Genomic DNA, 20,027 nt, shown 5'->3' with positions numbered 1-20,027 from the left:
GGTGCGGGGTGGGCTCAGGAGAGCGGCACGGTGGTGGTCTGGGGACCGGGCTTCCTGCCGCCGAGCGTCATGCCGCCGATCTGCCTCGTGCGTCCCCGCGGGTTCTTGGACATGGCGTCGTAGATGACGGCGACGAGCAGGATCGCGCCCTTGATCACGAGCTGCACGTACTCGCTGACGTTCAGCAGCACCAGCCCGTTGTCGAGCACGCCGACGATGAGCACGCCGACGAAGGCGCCGAACATCGTGCCGCGGCCGCCCATCACGCTCACGCCGCCGAGCACGCACGCCGTCAGCACGCTGAACTCGAAGCCGGCGCCGGTGGCGGACTGCGCCGAGTTGAGCCGCGACAGCAGCAGGATCGCGCCGACCGCCGTGAACAGGCCGCAGATGGCGTAGACGAAGAGCAGCGTGCGACGAGTGTTCACCCCCGAGAGACGCGCGGCCTCGATGTTGTTGCCGATCGCGTAGAAGTACCGGCCGATGTAGGTCTTGTTGGCGATGAAGTAGCCGATCGCCCAGACGACCGCCAGCACGATCACGGACACCGGGATCCCGACGACCGCGCCCTGGCCCAGCACCGAGAACTCGCTCGGGAAGCCGGAGATCGGGAGGCCCTTGGAGAGCAGGTAGCTGACGCCGTTGAGGATGGTCATCATGGAGAGCGTGACGATCAGCGGGGCGACGCCGGTGAGCGTGATGATGAGCCCGTTGATCAGGCCGATGATCACCCCGAGCACGAGCACGAGCACGATCGCGAGCGGCCAGGGCAGGTCGAACTGCGACATCAGGATCCCGCACACCACCACGTACAGCGAGATCTGGTAGCCGACCGAGAGGTCGATGCCGCCGGTGAGCAGCACGAAGGCGAACCCGACGGCGACGATCCCGAGGGTGGTGACCTGACGCAGGATATTGAACAGGTTGTTCGCGTCGAGGAAGTTGGGCGAGAGCAGGCTGAAGCCGATGATCAGCAGCACCAGGACGAGTACGATCCCGAGCCCCTGAACCCGCGGCATGAGCTTCGAGGTCATACGAGGTCTCCTTCCGAAGCCAGCGTGAGGATGGCTTCTTGCGTGATGTCTTCCCGGGCGAGCAGACCGCGCTGCCGCCCTTCCTGGAGCACGACGACCCGGTCGGACATGCCGATGAGCTCCTCCATGTCGGAGGAGATCATGAGGATCGTCTTGCCTTCCGCCGCGAGGCGGTTCATGATCAGGTAGATCTCGTGGCGGGCGCCGATGTCGATGCCGCGGGTGGGCTCGTCGAAGATCAGCACCTCGGGACCGGTCGCGAGCCACTTGGCGAGCACGACCTTCTGCTGGTTGCCGCCGCTCAGATTGCCGACGATCTCCTTGCCGCTCGGGGCCTTCACCCGCAGCTCGCGCATGTAGCGGTCCGAGAGCTCAGCCTCGGCGGAGCCCGAGACGACGGGCCCCCGGGAGAGCTTCTTGAGCGTCGGCAGCGTGATGTTCTGCTCGATCGAGAACTCGAGCACGAGCCCGTGGCGTTTGCGGTCCTCGGGCACCAGCGCGATCCCGTTGCGGATGGCCTGGATCGGACTGGTCGAGAGCACGGAGGAGCCGTGCAGCTCGACCGTGCCCGTCTCAGGGCGCTTCGCGCCGAAGAGGAGTTCCATGAGCTCGGTGCGGCCCGCGCCGATCAGCCCGGCGAATCCGAGGATCTCGCCGCGACGGGCGACGAAGCTGATGTCGTGCACGCCGTTGCCGCCGAGCCCGTCGACGGTGAGCGAGGGCTCGCCGATGGGATGCTCGCGCTCGGGGTAGCCCTCGCCGAGCTCGCGGCCCACCATGAGCGAGATGAGCTCGCGCTTCGTGGTCTCGGCCGTGGGGACCGTCGTGACGTAGCTGCCGTCGCGGAGCACCGTGACGCGATCCGAGAGGCGGAAGATCTCCTCCATGCGGTGGGAGATGTAGACGATGGTCATGCCCTCGCGCTTGAGCGCCTCGACGATCGCGAACATCGCGTCGACCTCGGATGCGGTCAGCGGCGCCGAGGGCTCGTCCATGATGAGCAGCTTCGCGTCCTTCGAGAGCGCCTTGGCGATCTCGACGATCTGCTGGTACCCGGTCGTGAGCGTCTCGACGAGCGCGTTCGGCGAGATGGACACGCCGAGGCGCGAGAAGAGCGCCCGGGACTTCGCTGCCATCGCTTTGCGGTCGAGCACGGGCCCCTTCCCCTTGAGGATGAACTCCCCCAGGAAGACGTTCTCGGAGGCGCTCAGGTTGGGGAAGAGCGTGAACTCCTGGTAGATCACGGCGATGCCGAGTTCGCGGGCGAGCTGCGGGGTGAGGCGCTCGTACGGCTCGCCGTTCACCGTGATGGTGCCGCTGGTGGGGGCGATGGCACCCGCGAGCGTCTTGATCAGGGTCGACTTGCCCGCGCCGTTCTCGCCGATGATCGCGTGCACCTCGCCGGCTCGCAGGTCGAGGCTGACCCCGTCCAGGGCGCGCACGCCGGGGTACTCCTTGACCAGCGAGTCGACCTGCAGCGCAAGGCCGGCGCGCTCGCGCTCGTCGGTCGGCGTGCTGGGGATGGTCATCGCCGGAGTCTCCTCACTTCGTCGTGATGCCAATGCATCGCACTCATCATGTTCTTGTTTGTTAGATATTGTCAAATAATGTTAGGGCTCGAATGCGTAACGGCCCGGAAACGCGCCGTTCACGCGGGCACATCGCCGTGTCGGCTGCGATGCCGGTGCGTTGCGGGGGGGGCGGGGTGCCGGTGCGTTGCGGGGGCGGGCGGGGTGCGGGGCGGGTGACCCGATGCGCGCGGAGGCCGGAGGCGCAGCCGCATCCCTGAGCTGCGCCGCCCGGCGCGCCCCGGGGTGCGGCGGGGTGCGGCGGCCCGCCCGTGCGCCCCGCCGCCTCGCCGAGTCAGCGGAGGTCGGCGACCAGCTCCCGGTAGGGCGCGAGGTCGCGCGTCTCCGGGTGCAGCTCGGTCGCGAGCACGTCGATCTGCTCGAAGCTCACCGACGTCGCGGTCGCCGCGCTGCCGAGCTTCTCGGCGTGCACGCCGACGACCACGCGCCCGGAGGCCCGCACGAACGCCCGCTTGATCTCCGCCTCCTCGAGCGTGTTCTCGTGACAGCCCTGCTCATCGAGCGACGCCGCCGAGGCGAAGAAGGCCGACAGGCGCACCGTCGAGAGGAAGCCCGTGGCGACCGGGCCGATGAGCGAGTCGCTGCGCCGGTCGGCGGCGCCGCCGGTGAGGATCGCGGTGAGCCCGGGGCGCTCCTGCAGCGCCTGGAACGTGAGCATGCCGTTGGTCACGACGCAGAGATCGCCCCCGCCGACGATCCGCTGGGCGAGCCGGTGCATCGTCGTCGAGGAGTCGAGGCCGATCATGCCGCGATCCGGCACCAGCGGCAGCAGCTTCTCGGCGATGCGGATCTTCTCCTCCGCGTACGATCCCTCGCGCCCCTTGAAGCTCACCGGGCCCGTGTAGAGCGCCCCGCCGCGCACGCGACGGATCCCGCCGCCGCCCTCGAGCTGGTCGAGATCCCGCCGCACTGTCATCTCGCTCACCCCGAGCTCGCCCGCGGCCTCGGCCAGGGAGACGCGCTGGGTGTCCCGCAGCTTCTGCAGGAGCCACGCGCGGCGTTGTTCAGCGGCGAGTGAGGTCATGGTGGAATCTAGCGTAGCGCTGCGGGCCCTCCGCGCGGCTCGACTCGCGGCCGGCTCCAGCGCCGGATGCCGGGAACCGCGAATGAGGTCCTAGGCTCATTGACATGGCGGTATACGGCAGTATCGACGGCGAACGTCGGCGCAGGGATCTGGCCGAGCTCATCCAGCGCACGGGGGAGATCTCGATCGAGGAGGCGCGGGACCGCTTCGCCGTCTCGGCCATGACAATCCGACGCGACCTCGAAGCGCTCGAGCTCGAGGGAGTGGTCAAGCGGGTACGGGGCGGAGCGGTCGGCGCCCCTGCGCCGCGCAGCTATGATGAGCGCCTCGCCACGCGCGCGGCCGCGAAGCGGGCGGTGGCGAAGAAGTCCCTGGCGCTGGTCCCGACCCGCGGCGCGGTGTCCTTCGACGCGTCGACCACCGTCAACGCCCTGGCCGAGATGCTCGTGGATCGACACGAGCTCCTCGTCTGCACGAACTCCATCCAGACCTTCGAGACACTGACCCGCATGGGCGGCCCGCAGGCTCACCTCACAGGAGGAGCGCACGAGCCCGCGACGGGCAGCCTGGTCGGACCCATCGCGAACGCGGGGGCGCGGCTCATCCACACCCTGACGTTCTTCACGTCGGCCGACGCCTTCAGTCCGGCGGAGGGGACCTCCGAGGCCTCGCTCGCCGAGGCCGAGGTGAAACGCCACCTCGCCGCTGCTGCCGAACGAACAGTGCTCTGCCTCGACTCCTCGAAACTGGGGAAGCGCTCCACTGGCATGGCACTCGAGACGGGCGACATCTCGACGCTGATCACGGAGCTCGCACCCGAGGACCCTCGCCTGGATCCCTATCGCGATCATCTCGACGTGCTCTGAAGGATCCCCGCCCCGCACATCGACCGCGGCCCGCGGCGACAACAGGAACACCTCCTTGTCGATCGTGTTATTTCGTGTTAAATTCACATCAAATAACACTTGCCACTGGAGGCACCCATGTCGCACCCCGCTCACCCCACCGTCGACGCCCTCATCGCCCGATCGAACCGACTGGGCGCCGACAAGAAGAACACGAACTTCGCCGGCGGCAACACCTCGGCCAAGGGCACGGCGCAGGATCCGGTGACCGGAGACGACGTCGAGCTCATGTGGGTGAAGGGATCCGGCGGCGACCTCGGCACCCTGACCTCCGCCGGCCTCTCCGCGCTGCGCATCGATCGCCTGCGCGCGCTCCAGGGCGTGTACCCGGGAGTGGAGCGCGAGGACGAGATGGTCGCCGCGCTCGACTACTGCCTCCACGGCAAGGGCGGCGCGGCGCCGTCGATCGACACCGCCATGCACGGACTGGTCGACGCCGCGCATGTCGACCACCTGCACCCCGACTCGGGCATCGCGATCGCCACCGCCGCCGACGGCGAGCAGCTGACCGCGAAGATTTTCGGCGACCGCGTCGTGTGGGTGCCCTGGCGCCGCCCCGGCTTCCAGCTGGGACTCGACATCGCGGCCATCAAGGCCGAGCACCCCCAGGCGATCGGCTGCATCCTCGGGGGGCACGGCATCACGGCCTGGGGCGACACGAGCGAGGAGTGCGAGCGCAACTCGCTCTGGATCATCGACACCGCCGCGGCCTACATCTCCGAGCACGGGGCGGCCGATCCGTTCGGCGCCGCGGTGCCCGGCTTCGAGCCGCTGCCCGAGGCGGAGCGCCGATCCCGGGCCGCTGCCCTCGCCCCCGCCGTCCGCGGCATCGCCTCGCACGACAGCGCGATGGTGGGTCATTTCTCCGACGCCCCCGAGGTGCTCGACTTCCTGTCGCGCGAGAAGCTCGCGCCCCTGGCCGCACTCGGCACGAGCTGCCCGGACCACTTCCTGCGCACCAAGGTGAAGCCGCTCGTGCTCGACCTTCCCGCCACCGCCTCCCTCGATGAGCAGCTCGCGCGCCTCGCCGAGCTGCACGAGGCCTACCGCGCCGACTACCGTGCCTACTACGAGGCGCACGCCGACGAGACGAGCCCCGCCATGCGCGGCGCCGATCCCCTCATCGTGCTCGTGCCGGGCGTCGGCATGTTCTCCTACGGCAAGAACAAGCAGACGGCCCGCGTGGCCGGCGAGTTCTACCTCAACGCGATCAACGTCATGCGCGGCGCCGAAGCCCTGTCGAGCTACGCCCCCATCAGCGACGCCGAGAAGTTCCGCATCGAGTACTGGGCGCTCGAAGAGGCGAAGCTGCAGCGCCTGCCGAAGCCGAAGTCGCACCAGGGCCGCATCGCCTTCGTCACCGGCGCGGCCTCGGGCATCGGGAAGGCCATCGCGACGCGCCTCGCCGCCGAGGGCGCCTGCGTGGTGGTCGCCGATCTCGACCTCGAGAAGGCGCGCGCCGCCGCCGCAGAACTGGGCAATACCGACGTGGCCATCGGAGTCGCCGCGAACGTGGCCGACGCCGCCGCGGTGCAGGCCGCGATCGACGAGGCCGTGCTCGCATTCGGCGGTGTCGACCTCGTCGTCAACAACGCCGGCCTGTCGCTCTCGAAGCCCCTGCTCGAGACCACCGAAGCTGATTGGAACCTGCAGCACGACGTGATGGCGAAGGGCTCGTTCCTCGTCTCCCAGGCGGCGGCACGCGCCATGATCGCGCAGGGCATGGGCGGCGACGTCGTCTACATCTCCTCGAAGAACAGCGTGTTCGCGGGCCCCAACAACATCGCCTACTCGGCGACCAAGGCCGACCAGGCGCACCAGGTGCGGCTGCTCGCGGTCGAGCTCGGCGAGCACGGGATCCGCGTCAACGGCATCAACCCCGACGGGGTGGTGCGCGGATCCGGGATCTTCGCCTCGGGCTGGGGCGCCAATCGTGCCGCGACCTACGGGGTGAAGGAGGAGGATTTGGGCCAGTTCTACGCGAACCGCACCATCCTGAAGCGCGAGGTCGTTCCCGACAACGTCGCCGACGCGGTCTACGTGCTCACCGGCCCCGAGCTCAGCCGCACCACGGGTCTGCACGTGCCCGTCGACTCCGGCGTCGCGGCGGCGTTCCTGCGCTGAGCCGCGCCGCTCCCCTCGCGATCCCTCACCACTCCCGTTAGGTTCGAACACATGGTCACGCGTCAGCTCCCCAACCCCGCCGAGCTCTTCGAGCTCATGCGGTTCAAGAAGCCCGATCTCAACGGCAAGCGGCGCCGTCTCGACTCCGCGCTCACGATCGCCGATCTGCAGCGGATCGCGAAGCGCCGCACCCCGAAGGCGGCCTTCGACTACACCGACGGCGCCGCAGAGGGCGAGCTGTCGCTCGACCGGGCCCGCCGCGCCTTCGAGGACATCGAGTTCCACCCCGACATCCTCAAGCCGGCCGCGCACGTCGACACGTCGACCGAGATCCTCGGCGGCCAATCCTCGATGCCCTTCGGCATCGCGCCCACGGGCTTCACGCGGCTGATGCAGACCGAGGGCGAGATCGCGGGCGCCGGGGCGGCCGGCGCCGCGGGAATCCCGTTCACGCTGTCGACGCTCGGCACCACGTCGATCGAGGACGTGCGCGCTGCGAACCCCGACGGCCGCAACTGGTTCCAGCTCTACGTGATGCGCGATCGCGAGATCTCCTACGGGCTCGTGGAGCGCGCCGCAGCCGCGGGGTTCGACACGCTCATGTTCACCGTCGATACGCCGATCGCCGGGGCACGCCTCCGCGACAAGCGCAACGGCTTCTCGATCCCGCCCCAGCTCTCGCTGTCGACGGTGATCAATGCGATCCCGCGCCCGTGGTGGTGGGTCGACTTCCTCACCACGCCCAAGCTCGAGTTCGCATCGCTCTCGTCGACCGGCGGCACCGTCGGCGACCTGCTCAACGCGGCGATGGATCCCACGATCTCGTACGAGGATCTCGAGGTGATCCGGGAGCTGTGGCCCGGAAAGCTGGTGGTGAAGGGCGTGCAGAACGTGCCCGACGCAGTGCAGCTGATCGACCGCGGCGTCGACGGCATCGTGCTCTCGAACCACGGCGGGCGCCAGCTCGACCGCGCGCCCGTGCCCTTCCACCTGCTGCCGCAGGTGGTGCGCGAGGTGGGTCGCGACGCCACCGTGATGATCGACACCGGCATCATGAACGGCGCCGACATCGTCGCCTCGGTGGCGCTCGGCGCCAAGTTCACGCTGATCGGGCGCGCCTACCTCTACGGGCTCATGGCCGGGGGCCGCGCCGGGGTGGACCGCACGATCGCGATCCTGCGCAGCGAGATCGAACGCACGATGACGCTGCTCGGGGTCTCCTCGCTCGAGGAGCTGGAACCCCGGCACGTGACCCAACTGCAGCGGCTCGTGCCGGTCGCCGGGGGATCGCCGCAGCTGGACCCGACCGCCCCCTGAGCGCCGCCGGGCCGGGCGGGCAGGCTCGGCCCGGCTCGGCTCGGCGCTCGCCCGCCGAGCCCGAGCCCGAGCCCGAGCCCGAGCCCGAGCCCATTGTGCGAGATCGACGCTTCCAGCGCCGAGAACTCACTCGGTTTGGAGCATTGGGCTCGGTTTCGGCGGGCGGTGCGACCGGCGGTGCGACCGGCGGTGCGGCGGCGATGCCGCAGACGCGTCGGCGCCGCATCACCCCAGACGCGGGGCTCCCGGCTCGGCGAGATGCCGGGAGATGCGGTGCTCGAGGCCGACGCGCACGCCCGGCCACTCGGGCTGCGTGATCGAGAACACGACCGTGTCGCGCACGTAGCCAGCGGCGGGGCGCAGGTGGGCCCGCAGGATCCCGTCCTGCTTCGCGCCCAGGCGCGCGATCGCGGCGCGCGACTGGTGGTTGTGGAAGTCGGTGCGGAACTCGACTGCCGAGCAGTCCCAGACGTCGAAGGCGTGTCCGAGCAGCAGCAGCTTCGACTCCGGGTTCGTGCCCGTGCCCTGCGCGCTCACGGCGTTCCACGTGGAACCGATCTCGACGCGCGGGGTCGCGGCGTCGATGTTCATGAACGTCGTCATGCCGATGACGCGTCCGGTGTCGTTGCGGCGGGCGGTGAACGGGAGCATGCTGCCCTGCTCCTGCAGCCCGAGCCTGCGCCGGATCTCGGTGTCCATGCCCTCGGGCGTCGGCACGCTCGTGTACCAGAGGCGCCACAGCTCGCCGTCGCGCGCTGCGGCGAGAAGCTCGTCGTGGTGCTCGAGCGAGAGCGGTTCGAGGGTGACGAGCCGGCCGCTGAGGGTGCCCGGATGATCGAGTGCCATGGGCCCATTCTGCATCACGGTGCGGGCGCGAGCACGGGACGCAGCGCGAGCCGCGCCCGCAGCGAGATCCCGATTCCGGTCGCTCGCCGGGAAGCGAGGCGACCGGAATCGGGATCTCGACGGCGCTCGGGGCGAATTCTCTCGGCTCGATGCGCCCCGCAGGAGGCTAGGGCCGCTGCGCCCCCGGCATGCACTCGCGCACCTCGATCGACATGCCGATGCCCTCGGCGAGCGCGCCCGCGAGATCCCAGGCCCGCGCCTGGTCCGGTACGCGCACCACCCACACGCGCATCAGCGGCCCCTCCGCGTGCACCGCGCCCTTCCGCACCGCGCGATCGGGGCCGACCACCTCCGCCTGGGCCTCGTCGTCGAGCACCTCGGTCCACTCGAGTTCGGAACGACCGGCCAACTCATCCTCGAAACGCACGAGGAAGGCGAGCGCCGCTTCGAGCGCATCCGCGTCTCGGTGGTGGAACTCGGCGGCCCGGCCGTGGAGCAGCAGCATGTAGCGCATGGGATCCTCCGCATCTCCGAGACGCCGCGAGGGCTGCGCGGCCTGCGCGGCCCCGGTGCCTCCATCGTGTCACGACCGCGCCCAGGGGTCGAGGGGCGGACTGCGCAAGTGGGAGTCGCGTTCTGCCGCTTCGTCGCCGAGGATGCGGCGTGTTGCGACTCCCATGTGCTCCGGAGCGCGAGCAGGCCCGCACCGCCGCAGCGAAAGGCGGCCGTTACGCTCTGTTGCACGCCCGGGCCGCGCCGACCGCGACGCACCGCCTACACTGACGTGCACCCCCGCAGGATGAGATCCCGCGGCGACTCCGCGACATCACACCGTGGAGCACCCGACGTCCTCCGGAGCGCTGCAGGCCGCTCCGGAGGACGTCCATCGACGACCGTCGGCCGCCGCCCGCAGCGGTCGTCCTCGAAGGGAGCCCCGTGTCCACCATCTCCGTCATCGTCGGAAACCCGAAGCCGCACTCGCGCACGCGCCAGGTCGGCGAGGAGCTGGCGCAGCGCATCAGCGCGCGCACGGGCGCCGAGATCCTGCCGACCGTCGACCTCATCGACCACGCCGACGAGCTCTTCCGCTGGCCGTCGGCCGCGCTCGACCCGCTGAACGAGCAGCTGCGCGCGTCGACCTACGCCATCATCGCCACGCCCACCTACAAGGCCAGCTACACCGGCCTGCTCAAGGCGTTCCTCGACCGCTACCCGGCACAGGGTCTCGAGGGGGTCACCGCGATCCCCGTCTTCACCATCGCCTCCGACGAGCACGCGCTGGCCGTCGAGTTCACGCTGCGGCCGCTGCTCGTCGAGCTGGGTGCGAGTGTGCCCACCCGCGGGCTCGCGTTTCCCACGCCGCGCTTCGATCGGCGCGACGAGCTGCTCGACGAGTGGGTGTCGACCCAGGGCCCGCTGCTGCCGGGGACGCACGCGCAGACGGAGGCCGGCGCATGAGCCTCGACACCTCCGCCACCCGGACCGAGCCGCACCCGGCCGGTCCCGCGCAGGCCCACGCGGAACCGGTTCGGCCGGCGAGCACCGCAGGCGCCGAGGTCGCGTCGCCCGCCGGCGCACCGGCGCCCGCCCCCTTCGACGAGCGCGAGTACCGCAACGCCATGGGCGCCTTCGCATCCGGGATCACCGTGATCACGACGCAGGGCGCGACGGCCCCCGTCGGCTTCACCTGCCAGTCGTTCTACAGCGTCTCGATCGATCCGCCGCTCGTCTCCTTCTCGGTCGCCCGCACCTCGCAGAGCCTCGCCGCCCTGCGCGAGCACCGGCAGCTCGTCGTCAATTTCCTGAGCGCCGAGCAGCAGCACCTGAGCGCGCAGTTCGCGCGCTCGGGCACCGACAAGTGGCAGGGCGTCGCGTGGCACCCCTCCGAGGCCAACGGCGCGCCCACGCTCGACGGCGTCACCGGCTGGGTCGCGGGCGAGATCGAGCGCGAGATCGAGGCGGGGGATCACCTCATCTTCCTCGTGCGCGTGCTCGGCATCTCGACCGATCCGGATCGCGCCCCGCTGCTCTTCTACCGCGGCGCCTACCGCGAACTCGAGTACATGATCTGAGGGCCGCCGCAGCTCTACGGCGCGAGGATGCCCCGCAGCTCCCGCACGAAGCGGTCGACGGTCTCCTGCGCATCGGCGCGGGCGCGATCCGACTCTTCGGGCCGATTGAGGTAGCCGTGCACCGTGCCCGGCTGCACGGCCTCGACCACCGGCACGCCGGTGGCCCGCAGCTGCTCGGCGAACTCCTCGCCCGAGGCGCGCAGGTCGTCGGCGTCGGCGTTGACGATCACCGTCGGCGGCAGGAGCGCGAGCCGCTCGGGCGGCAGCTCGCCGGCGACGACCGCGCCGGCCGCCGCCGCGGCCGCCGGATCGCCGAGGTAGAACCCGTACATCTCGGCGATGCGCTCCGCGCCGAACCGCCGCCGCTCGGGCAGCCGGGCGGTGGTCGCCGCGATCGCGGCGTCGGCGCGCTGGACTCGGTGCAGGGTGGGGTACTCGAGGATCAGCGCATCGGCCGGGCGCGCGATCCCCGATCCCGCGAGATCGGCCTGCGCGAGCGCCGCCAGCACCGCGAGGTGGGCCCCCGCGCTCGCGCCTCCGGCCACCAGCGGCCCCGCCTCCTCGGCGGCGGCGCGCAGCACTGCGGCGACATCGTTGCCCGGCGCCGGCGCCTTCACCGTCTCGGTGGCCAGGGCGTAATCGACCGAGTACACCCGCACCCCGGCATCGGCGAAGCGCTGCGAGACCCAGTCGGCCTCCGGCCAGTCCAGCGTGCCACGGCTGAAGGATCCGCCGTGCGCCCACACGAGCGTCGCCCACGGTGCCTCCGCCGGCAGGTACAGCCGCACCGGAACCGCCGCAGACCCCAGCCGATTGATCGCTGCGGGATCCCGATCCCTCGCCGGACCGGCGACCTCGATCGAACTGATGCGCATGGCCGTCCCCTCCTCGATCGACGCGAGCACGCGTTCGGCCTCGGGCGCACCCTCGTCGCCGGCCGCCGCTCCCGGGAGTGCGGCGGCGAGCAGCGCCGCAGCGCCGAGCGCACCCGTGCACAGGGCGAGGCTGATGCGGGAGGGCCCGCCCCGCCGCCGGGCCGGCCGCCGGCGGTCCGAGCGTGGCACAAGCACAGTGTACGTCAGCGCTGCGATCGACGCCCGTTCACTCCGCGCCCAGTTCGCGCACCCGCGCCTCGATGCCCGCGATGATCAGGTCGAGCCCGCTCGCGAACACGCGCCGGTTGCGCTCGGCCCCGGACGGGTGGCCCGGCAGGAGCCGCGCGAGCGTGCCCGTGGCCCGCTCCGGGTCGAGGATCGTCTCGGGCGAGAGCGCGTCGAGGGTCATGCCGAAGGTGAAGGCGTCGATGACCTCGATCGTGGTGAGGATCTCGCCTTCCGGCAGACCCGCCTCTTCGAGCGCGTCGGCGAGCACGCTGTAGATGCGCAGCACGTCGGGCTCGTCGATGACCACGGTGAGCAGGAGCTGCAGCACGCGCGGGTGGTCGGCGTACATCCGCCAGGTCAGCTCGACCTCCTGGCGGATGCGCTGCCGCCAGTCCCCCGATGCGGGCATCGGCCTGATGTACTCCGCCACGAGCACCTGGCGCATCGCCTGGATCACCCCGTCTCGTCCGGCGACGTGGTGGTAGAGCGAGGAGACGCTCACCCCGAGGCGGCGGGCGAGCGGCACCAGCTGCAGCTCGTGGCCCGCCTCGACGAACTCGATGGCGGCGCGGCCGATGATCTCCCGGCTGAGGCGTGCGGTTCTGGGTCGCGCCACGGATCCTCCCTCCGATCTTCTGCTTGACAGATCCTCCCACAGAAGGCACCATGAACTCGATAACCGAAATGAATTCGGTTAACCGCCAGAGCCGCCGGAGAAGAGAACCCGTGAGCACCACAGCCCCCATCGCCGACCCCCGCCTCCCGTTGACCCTGCGCAACGGGAGCGCCACCTTCCTCATCGCCCTCGCGAGCCTGATGATGGCGAACCTCGCGCCCTTCATCATGACCGCGCTCGGCGGCCTGGGCTTCGACGTGGTCGCCAGCGGCAACGTGCTCACCTGGGCGCTGCTCGCCTCCGCGGTCGTGGGCCTCGCCACCGCGCGACTCGCGTCGGGGCGCGCCCGCCGCCCCCTCGCCATGGCCGGACTCGCCCTGGCCGTCATCGCCTTCGGCGCCGCAGCGCTCGCCCCGGCTCCGAGCGTCGCCGTGGCCGGGCTCATCATCGGCGGCGCGGGCGTGGGAGCCGCCATCTCCACCTCGGGCGCCGCGATCGCCGCGCTGCGCAACCCCAACCGCGTGTCTGCCACCAGTGGGCTCGTCAACCGCGTGCTCATCACGCTGGTGCTGGGCGTGATCCCGATCATCGGGATCACCCAGGGCAGCGTGTTCGGGGCGCTCGCGCTCATCTCGCTCGTCGGCCTGGCGCTCGCCGTGTGGCTGCCGGACTCCCCCGAGCACGCCGAACCCGTCGACGTCACCAGCAGCCTGCAGATCGCAGAACCGCGTCGCATCACCGCGGCCGGGATCGCCGTGCTGCTCGTGTTCCCACTCTGGGGCACGAGCGAGGACGCGATCTGGACCATGGCGCCCGTGCTCGGCGACGCCGTCGGCCTCGGCGAGCAACCGCTCGGCTTCACGCTCAGCCTCGCGGCGGCCGGCGGGATCCTCGGCATGCTCGTCGTCACGATCTTCGGCAATCGGATCGGGCGCGCGGCGCCGCTCACCGCGGCGCTGGTACTCGGGGGAGCCCTCAAGGTGTGGATCGGCTTCGCCGAGGATCCCGCGCTGCTCGCGGCCCTCATCGTGGGCGTCAACACCATCTATGCGTTCGCCTTCACCCTGTTCCTCGCGACCGCCGCCGGCCTCGACGCCCGCGGTCGCTGGTCGGGCCCGCTGCTCGGCGCCTACCTCGTCGGTTCGAGCTTCGCCCCGCTCATCGGCGGCGCGTTCATCGAGTGGTTCGGCGTGCCGGTGTTCTCCCTGCTCATGGGCCTGGTGAGCTTCATCGTGATCGTGCCGACGATCCTGATCGCGCGCGTCTCCGTCGGAGCCGAGCGCGCTCTGACCCGATCCCGCACCGCTGAGACGGCCGAACCCATCTGCGCATGATCCGCGCATGAGCGGCGCCGGGCCGCTCGGCCCGCGCAGACCGCTCGGCCCGGGGCGCACGGCTACCATCGACACCAACCTTCCCCTCCTGCGAAAGCGAGTCCCATGCCCTCCACCACGACGATCTACCGCAACGCCGTCGTCTTCACCGGCGACGCGTCGATCGCACCGCGCGAGAGCTTCGCCGTGCGCGACGGGCGGATCCTCGCCGCGGGCGCCCTCTCTGCGGTGCGACTGGCGGCCGGCGCGGGCGATGCAGGATCCGGCGATGCGGGATCCGGCCCCATCGCGGAAGTGGATCTCGGCGGTGCGCTCGTGACCCCCGCGGTCTGGGAGGGCCACGCCCACATGCTGATGCTCGGCGAGGCGCTGTCGAAGGTGCAGCTGCGCGACGCGGGCACGGTCGCGGAGGTGCAGGAGCGGATCGCAGCTGCCCGAGCCGCGAACCCGGACGCGCCTCGGATCACCGGTGTGAGCTGGCGCTTCGACATCTTCGAGGAGGGGCAGCGCCCCACCGCCGCGATGCTGGACGCCGCGGTGCCCGACGTGCCGGTCTTCCTCGACGCGAACGACCTGCACACGATGTGGGTGAACTCCGCGGCGCTGAAGGCCATGGGCATCACCCGCGACACGCCGGATCCGGTGGGCGGCGAGATCGAGCGCGACGAGCACGGCGACGCCACCGGATTCCTGCTCGAGACCGCGGCCATGCAGTACGGCTGGGGGTACCTCGACGAGGTGTCCAGCGACGAGGATCGGGATCGCTGGCTCGCCGCGGCCTTCGACGCCTACATCGAAACCGGTGTCGCGGGCGCCTCCGAGATGTCCTTCGGGCACCCGGATCTCGCCGCGTACCGACGCATCCTCGACCGCGAGGGGCGCCTACCGTTCCCCGTGAACGCGCACTGGATCCTCACCGCCTCCGGCGACCTCGAGACCGATCTCGCAGAGGTCGCCGAGGTCGCGCGGATCCGGGACGAGGTCGCCGCCGAGTACGGCGACGAGTGGCTGCGGATCGTCGGGGTGAAGTTCATCCTCGACGGGGTGATCGACGCCTGCACGGCTGCGATGCGCGCACCGTACGCGAACGGCGCGATGCCCGGCCCGATCTGGGAGCGCGAGTTCGCGCTGCCCGTGGCGGTGGCCGCCGACGCGGCCGGGCTGCAGCTCGCGCTGCACGCGATCGGAGACGAGGCGAGCACGATCGCGCTCGACGCGGTGCAGGAGTGCATTCGCGTCAACGGCCCCCGCCCCGACCGCCGCGCTCGCGTCGAGCACCTCGAGTCGGTGGCCGACGACACGATCGCGCGCATGGCCGCGCTCGGAGTCACCGCCTCGATGCAGCCGGTGCACTGCGACCCGGCCGTGCTCGACAATTGGCAGGCCGTGCTGGGCGACGAGCGCGCGCGCACGGGCTTCCCGTGGCACAAGTTCCGCGAGGCGGGCGTGCCGTTGGCGCTCGGCACCGACGCCCCCACTGCACCCCACGAGGCCCCCGACAACCTGTTCATCGCGCTCACCGCGAAGTCGGCGCTCGAGCAGCGCCGCGAGGCGTACCAGCCGGAGCGCGTATTCACCCCGGCGCAGGCGCTCGAGGCGCTCACGCTGGGCACCGCGTACGCGACTAAGCGCGAGCAGGAGGTGGGCCGCATCGCTTCCGGGTACCGCGCGAACGCGGTGGTGTGGACCGCCAACGCCCTCACCGACGCCCCCGAGCAGCTGCTCGGCACCGCCGCGGCGCTCACCCTGGTCGACGGCGAGGCGGCCCACCGCCGGGCCTGACGCGCGCCTCTCAAGGCCGAGGAGCGCAGCGCACAGCACCGCGCCCTGGCGGCACCCAGGCGGGCGCACCAGAATGGGGGCATGAGCGACATCGAGGCCACCGCGCGCACCGAGTTCAGCTACACCGACGACCACGGGATCGAGATCTTCGTCTACGAGTGGGCGGCCGAAGAGCCGGTGGGCGTCGTGCAGATCTCGCACGGCATCGGCGAGCACGCCAAGCGCTACGACGCGTTCGCCCGCCGGCTCGTCGCCGCCGGCTTCACGGTGTACGCCGACGACCACCGCGGGCACGGCGAGACGGGGCGCGCGCAGCACGACGGCGACCTTTCCAAGATGGGGCGCCTCGGCCCCGGCGGGCTGCAGGCGGCGGAGGCCGCGATCCTGCAGCTCACCGGGATCGTGCGCGAACGGCACCCGGAACTGCCCGTGGTCATGTTCGCGCACTCGTGGGGATCGCTCATGGCGCAGCGGATCCTCAACGAGCATCCGCGAGCCTGGGAGGCGCTGGTGCTCTCCGGCACCGCCTTCCGCACGTTCAAGCACATGGAGAGCGGCGACCTCAACGCGAGATGGAAGACCGACGACGCGAACGGCTTCGAGTGGCTGAGCCGCGAACCCGCCGTCGCCGAGGCGTTCATCGCCGACCCGCTGTGCTTCGCGGCCGACATCCTCAAGCTCTTCGGGGTGGCCGACGGGCTGCGGCTCTTCGGCAAGCCGGGGCACGGGATCCCGCAGGAGTTGCCGATCCTCATCGTCTCGGGCAGCGAGGATCCGCTCAACCGCGGCGACGGCCTGCGCCTGCTGGCCGAGGCGTACCGCAAGCGGGGTGTGCGCGATGTCACCGTGAAGCTCTACCCCGGCGCACGCCACGAGACGCTGAACGAGACGAACCGCGAGGACGTCACGGCAGATCTCACGACCTGGATGCTGGAGCGCGTGGCGAGCTGACCTGGCCGCGGATACCGCTGCGCTCCCGGACGCGCCGCTCGCTCAATCGGCGGGGAGAGGCGTACTCTAAAGCTATGAGCATGCACGGTGAGTACAAGGTTCCGGGCGGCAAACTGGTCGTCGTTGACTTCGACGTCGTCGATGGGCTCATCCGCGACTTCCGGCTCTCGGGCGACTTCTTCCTCGAACCCGACGACGCCCTCGCCTGCATCGACTCCGCCGTGGAGGGGATGCACCCCAACAGCACGATCGAGGAGGTCGGCGACGCGATCCGCAAGGCACTGCCGGGCGAGGTGCACCTGCTCGGCTTCACTCCGGACTCCGTCGGCGTCGCGATCCGCCGCGCGGTGACCGGAGCCGCGCACTGGCGCGACTACGACTGGCAGATCCTGCACGAACCGCCGATCTCCCCGGTGCTCAACGCCGCTCTCGACGAGGTGCTCACGGCCGCGGTCGGCGAGGGCCTGCGCGGCCCGACGCTGCGCATCTGGGAGTGGAACAGCCCGGCCGTATTCATCGGGAGCTTCCAGTCGGTGAAGAACGAGGTCGACGAGGAGCAGGCCGCGGCGCACGGCGCGCAGCTGGTGCGCCGCATCTCGGGCGGCGGGGCGATGTACATGGAGCCGGCCTCGTGCATCACCTACGCCCTCTACGTGCCCGGCGAACTCGTGCGCGGCATGAGCTTCGCCGACTCCTACGCATACCTCGACGAGTGGGTGCTGGAGGCGCTGCAATCGCTCGGCATCGACGCTCACTACAAGCCGCTCAACGACATCACGAGCCCCCACGGCAAGATCGGCGGTGCCGCGCAGAAGCGCCTCGGCTCGGGTGCCGTGCTGCACCACGTGACGATGGCCTACGACATGGATCCCGAGGCGATGACGCAGGTGCTGCGCATCGGGCGGGAGAAGCTCTCCGACAAGGGCACCGCCAGCGCGCAGAAGCGGGTGGACCCGCTGCGCAGCCAGACGGGCCTCGAGCGCGAGGAGATCATCGCGAAGATGATCGAGGTCTTCACGCGCCGGCACGGCGGCACCGCCGGCGAGGTCACCGAGGGCGAGTGGGACGCCGCCGAGCGCCTCGTCGAGCAGAAGTTCACCACCGAGGCGTGGCTGCGTCGGGTGCCGTAGCCGGCTCCCGGCTGCCAGGGCTCCTGCCAGGGCTCTCAGAGCCAAGTGTCGCGCGTGATGCGCACCGCCTCTACACCTGCCGCCCCGAGCAGCGACCCCGCACACGCCGCGGAGCACGCGATGAGCGTCGAGTCGAAGTCGATCTCGCTCACCAGCACCCACTCCCGTCCTTCCGGCCAGATGAGGTTCGGCGTCTGCACCCAGGACGAACCCGGCTCGTCCACCCAGGGTGCGTGAGACATCCAGGCCGGAGTCGTGAACTCGCGAATCCCCGCATCGAAGCAGACGTAGCCACGATCCGGCAGTTCGAGCCGCGGCCCGGCAGCCGCCTCTCGCGGCAGGATCCCGCTGCCCGGGGGCTGCGGCCCCCTCGGGCGCACGAGGTGCCGCACCGCTGCGGCCGTGCCGAATCGCCCCCGCCGGGCGCGGAACTCAGCGATCCTCGACTGCACGTGGCGCAGCGGGCGCAGGATCCAGCGCGGCCAGTTCCCCGCGGGATCCTCGAAGGCGAAGAACCACCCCACGCCCTGAGAGGTGACGAGGCCTCCGTACCCCTCCCACACAGCCGCGACTCCGCGGTCGGGCGTGCGGGTGAACCCGGCGAGCACCTCCGCGACCCGGGCGAGTACACTCGGCTCGAGGCGCCCCTCCGCGGGAGCGGAGTAGCGCCAGCCGTCGGCCGATTCGACGTCGCGGTGCGCACCGTATTCGAGCCCCAGCAACTCGTGCGCACGCACGTTGGGGCGCAGCTCCCCCGCGAGTACCTCCGCGGCGGCGTCACCGGGATCCGCCAGTGCCTCCCGCCGCGTGCCGTGCGCATCGGCCACCGCACGCCAGGAGACGTCGCGCTCCTCCACGATCTCGGGGGCGGGCTCGAACGGATCCTCACCTCCCTCGGCCACGTACTCGGTGAAGGTGCGCTGCGCCGGCCGGTCCCTCGAGAAAGGGTGCAGCACCCGCACGATCACCGGGAACCCGCTCGGCACGGTCGCGGCGAGCGCGTCGTACGGGTGTCCCGTGCGGGGATCGGTCTGCGACGAGTTATCGCCCTCGAGGCGCTCCGCGAGCCACGCCCCTCGGGATACCTCGGAGACGAAGGGGAAGCGGCCGCTCACGGTTCGAGGATCACCTTGCCGGTCGTCTCCCGGCCCTCGAGCGCCCGGTGCGCCGCCGCGGCCTCGGCGAGCGGGAAGCGCGCACCGATCCGGATGTCAAGCGCTCCGGCCTCGATCGCGGCGAAGAGTTCGCGGTAGCGCCAGACGCGCTCATCCGGGGTGCGCAGGAAGTGCCCCAGCGAGGGGCGGGTGACCGAGAGGGATCCGCCCGCGTTGAGGCGCTGCAGATCGAACGGCGGCACCGGGCCGCTGGCGGCGCCGTAGAGCACGAGCTCTCCGCGCACCCGCAGCGCGCGCAGGGAGTCGTCGAAGGTGCTCTTGCCCACCCCGTCGTAGGCCACGGCGACCCCCTCGCCGCCCGTGATCTCCCGCACCCGATCCGCGAACCCGTCGTAGCCGAGCACCTCGGAAGCTCCGGCGCTCCGGCTCAGCTGCTGCTTCTCGGGCGTCGATGCCGTGGTGAGCACCCGCACACCGCGGGCGGCGAGCAGCTGGGTGAGCAGCAGGCCGACGCCGCCGGCGCCCGCGTGCACGAGCACCGTGTCGCCCGGCTCGGGCCGTGCGGCCGAGGTGGCCAGGTAGTGCGCGGTGAGCCCCTGCAGGGGGAGCGCGGCGGCGGTATCGGCGCCGATGCCCTCGGGCACGCGGACCGCGCGCTCCGCGGCCACCGCGAACCGCTCGGCGTACGTGGCGGTCGCCTCGGCGGTGGCGACCAGGTCTCCCTCCGCGAAGCCCTCGACGCCGGGCCCGACCGCGAGCACCCGGCCGGCGCCCTCGGCGCCCGGCGTGAACGGGAGCGGCACGGCATACAGCCCGGAGCGCTGGTAGGTCTCGATGAAGTTGACGCCGACGGCGGCGGTCTGCACGAGCAGCTCGCCGGGACGGGGGGCCGGATCCGGGATCTCAGCGAGCCGCAGCACCTCGGGCCCGCCGGTCTGCTCGGCAACAATCGCGCGCATCGTCATGCCCCGAGCCTACGCGGCTCCGCCGTCGAGCGCAGTCGGCGCACCCGGGGCCCGGGCGCCCTCCGCAAGTGGGAGTCCCGTTCTGCCGCTTCCCCTCGGGGAATGCGGCAGAACGGGACT

The 20,027-nt window shown here is 71.2% G+C and carries 18 protein-coding genes; 9 read left to right on the top strand and 9 right to left on the bottom strand.

Annotated elements, in window-relative coordinates; all coding sequences use genetic code 11:
• Positions 1–14: 14 nt before the first annotated feature.
• The 3 genes from EVS81_RS09780 to EVS81_RS09770 form a co-directional block, all read right to left on the bottom strand.
• Positions 15–1,034, bottom strand: coding sequence for an ABC transporter permease (locus EVS81_RS09780; RefSeq protein WP_205879309.1), 1,020 nt, complete (start codon positions 1,032–1,034; stop codon positions 15–17).
• Positions 1,031–2,563, bottom strand: a complete 1,533-nt coding sequence (locus tag EVS81_RS09775; protein WP_130110228.1) for a sugar ABC transporter ATP-binding protein — start codon at positions 2,561–2,563, stop codon at positions 1,031–1,033. Before EVS81_RS09775 ends, EVS81_RS09780 begins: the two co-directional genes overlap by 4 nt.
• Before the next feature lie 334 nt (positions 2,564–2,897).
• Positions 2,898–3,647, bottom strand: a complete 750-nt coding sequence (locus EVS81_RS09770; RefSeq protein ID WP_130110227.1) for a DeoR/GlpR family DNA-binding transcription regulator — start codon at positions 3,645–3,647, stop codon at positions 2,898–2,900.
• A gap of 104 nt (positions 3,648–3,751) precedes the next feature.
• Between EVS81_RS09770 and EVS81_RS09765 the strand changes: the two genes are divergently transcribed.
• The 3 genes from EVS81_RS09765 (at position 3,752) to EVS81_RS09755 (ending at position 7,993) form a co-directional block, all read left to right on the top strand.
• Complete coding sequence (locus tag EVS81_RS09765) at positions 3,752–4,513, top strand: DeoR/GlpR family DNA-binding transcription regulator (protein ID WP_130110226.1); 762 nt, start codon at positions 3,752–3,754, stop codon at positions 4,511–4,513.
• 117 nt (positions 4,514–4,630) lie between these two features.
• Positions 4,631–6,676 (top strand): bifunctional aldolase/short-chain dehydrogenase, encoded by a 2,046-nt coding sequence (locus EVS81_RS09760; protein ID WP_130110225.1) that lies wholly within the window; start codon positions 4,631–4,633, stop codon positions 6,674–6,676.
• A gap of 51 nt (positions 6,677–6,727) precedes the next feature.
• Entirely contained in the window at positions 6,728–7,993 is a 1,266-nt protein-coding gene (locus EVS81_RS09755; RefSeq protein WP_130110224.1) for an alpha-hydroxy acid oxidase, read from the top strand.
• Positions 7,994–8,218: 225 nt separating this feature from the next.
• Here EVS81_RS09755 and EVS81_RS09750 read toward each other — a convergent pair whose 3' ends face one another.
• Both EVS81_RS09750 and EVS81_RS09745 read right to left on the bottom strand, forming a co-directional pair.
• A complete protein-coding gene (locus EVS81_RS09750) occupies positions 8,219–8,839 on the bottom strand; it encodes a GNAT family N-acetyltransferase (protein ID WP_130110223.1) in 621 nt (206 codons plus the stop codon).
• A gap of 166 nt (positions 8,840–9,005) precedes the next feature.
• Entirely contained in the window at positions 9,006–9,353 is a 348-nt protein-coding gene (locus EVS81_RS09745; RefSeq protein WP_130110222.1) for a YciI family protein, read from the bottom strand.
• A gap of 422 nt (positions 9,354–9,775) precedes the next feature.
• Between EVS81_RS09745 and EVS81_RS09740 the strand changes: the two genes are divergently transcribed.
• Positions 9,776–10,297, top strand: a complete 522-nt coding sequence (locus EVS81_RS09740) for an NADPH-dependent FMN reductase (protein WP_130110221.1) — start codon at positions 9,776–9,778, stop codon at positions 10,295–10,297.
• Positions 10,294–10,911, top strand: a complete 618-nt coding sequence (locus EVS81_RS09735; protein WP_130110220.1) for a flavin reductase family protein — start codon at positions 10,294–10,296, stop codon at positions 10,909–10,911. Before EVS81_RS09740 ends, EVS81_RS09735 begins: the two co-directional genes overlap by 4 nt.
• Positions 10,912–10,925: 14 nt before the next feature.
• Here EVS81_RS09735 and EVS81_RS09730 read toward each other — a convergent pair whose 3' ends face one another.
• Together EVS81_RS09730 and EVS81_RS09725 are read right to left on the bottom strand one after the other, a co-directional pair.
• Positions 10,926–11,975, bottom strand: coding sequence for an alpha/beta hydrolase (locus tag EVS81_RS09730; RefSeq protein WP_240739798.1), 1,050 nt, complete (start codon positions 11,973–11,975; stop codon positions 10,926–10,928).
• A gap of 37 nt (positions 11,976–12,012) precedes the next feature.
• Complete coding sequence (locus tag EVS81_RS09725) at positions 12,013–12,630, bottom strand: TetR/AcrR family transcriptional regulator (RefSeq protein ID WP_130110219.1); 618 nt, start codon at positions 12,628–12,630, stop codon at positions 12,013–12,015.
• 110 nt (positions 12,631–12,740) lie between these two features.
• Between EVS81_RS09725 and EVS81_RS09720 the strand changes: the two genes are divergently transcribed.
• The 4 genes from EVS81_RS09720 (at position 12,741) to EVS81_RS09705 (ending at position 17,827) form a co-directional block, all read left to right on the top strand.
• On the top strand, positions 12,741–13,964 hold the full coding sequence (locus EVS81_RS09720; RefSeq protein WP_130110218.1) for an MFS transporter: 1,224 nt from the start codon (positions 12,741–12,743) through the stop codon (positions 13,962–13,964).
• Between the two features lie 105 nt (positions 13,965–14,069).
• Positions 14,070–15,746: an amidohydrolase gene (locus EVS81_RS09715; RefSeq protein WP_130110217.1), complete on the top strand. Its 1,677-nt coding sequence runs from the start codon at positions 14,070–14,072 to the stop codon at positions 15,744–15,746.
• A gap of 81 nt (positions 15,747–15,827) precedes the next feature.
• A complete protein-coding gene (locus EVS81_RS09710) occupies positions 15,828–16,697 on the top strand; it encodes an alpha/beta fold hydrolase (RefSeq protein WP_130110216.1) in 870 nt (289 codons plus the stop codon).
• Positions 16,698–16,777: 80 nt separating this feature from the next.
• Entirely contained in the window at positions 16,778–17,827 is a 1,050-nt protein-coding gene (locus EVS81_RS09705; RefSeq protein WP_130111380.1) for a lipoate-protein ligase LplAB, read from the top strand.
• A gap of 35 nt (positions 17,828–17,862) precedes the next feature.
• Here the strand turns inward: EVS81_RS09705 and EVS81_RS09700 are convergent, their stop codons facing one another.
• Together EVS81_RS09700 and EVS81_RS09695 are read right to left on the bottom strand one after the other, a co-directional pair.
• On the bottom strand, positions 17,863–18,942 hold the full coding sequence (locus EVS81_RS09700; protein WP_130110215.1) for a hypothetical protein: 1,080 nt from the start codon (positions 18,940–18,942) through the stop codon (positions 17,863–17,865).
• On the bottom strand, positions 18,939–19,901 hold the full coding sequence (locus tag EVS81_RS09695; protein WP_420813284.1) for a quinone oxidoreductase family protein: 963 nt from the start codon (positions 19,899–19,901) through the stop codon (positions 18,939–18,941). The genes EVS81_RS09700 and EVS81_RS09695 overlap by 4 nt, the downstream gene beginning before the upstream one ends.
• Positions 19,902–20,027 lie beyond the last annotated feature (126 nt).

This window comes from Leucobacter triazinivorans, from assembly GCF_004208635.1.
Taxonomy (GTDB): domain Bacteria; phylum Actinomycetota; class Actinomycetes; order Actinomycetales; family Microbacteriaceae; genus Leucobacter; species Leucobacter triazinivorans.
The sequence above is the reverse complement of the archived record's forward strand: the minus strand, read 5'-3'. Positions and strand labels throughout refer to the sequence as shown.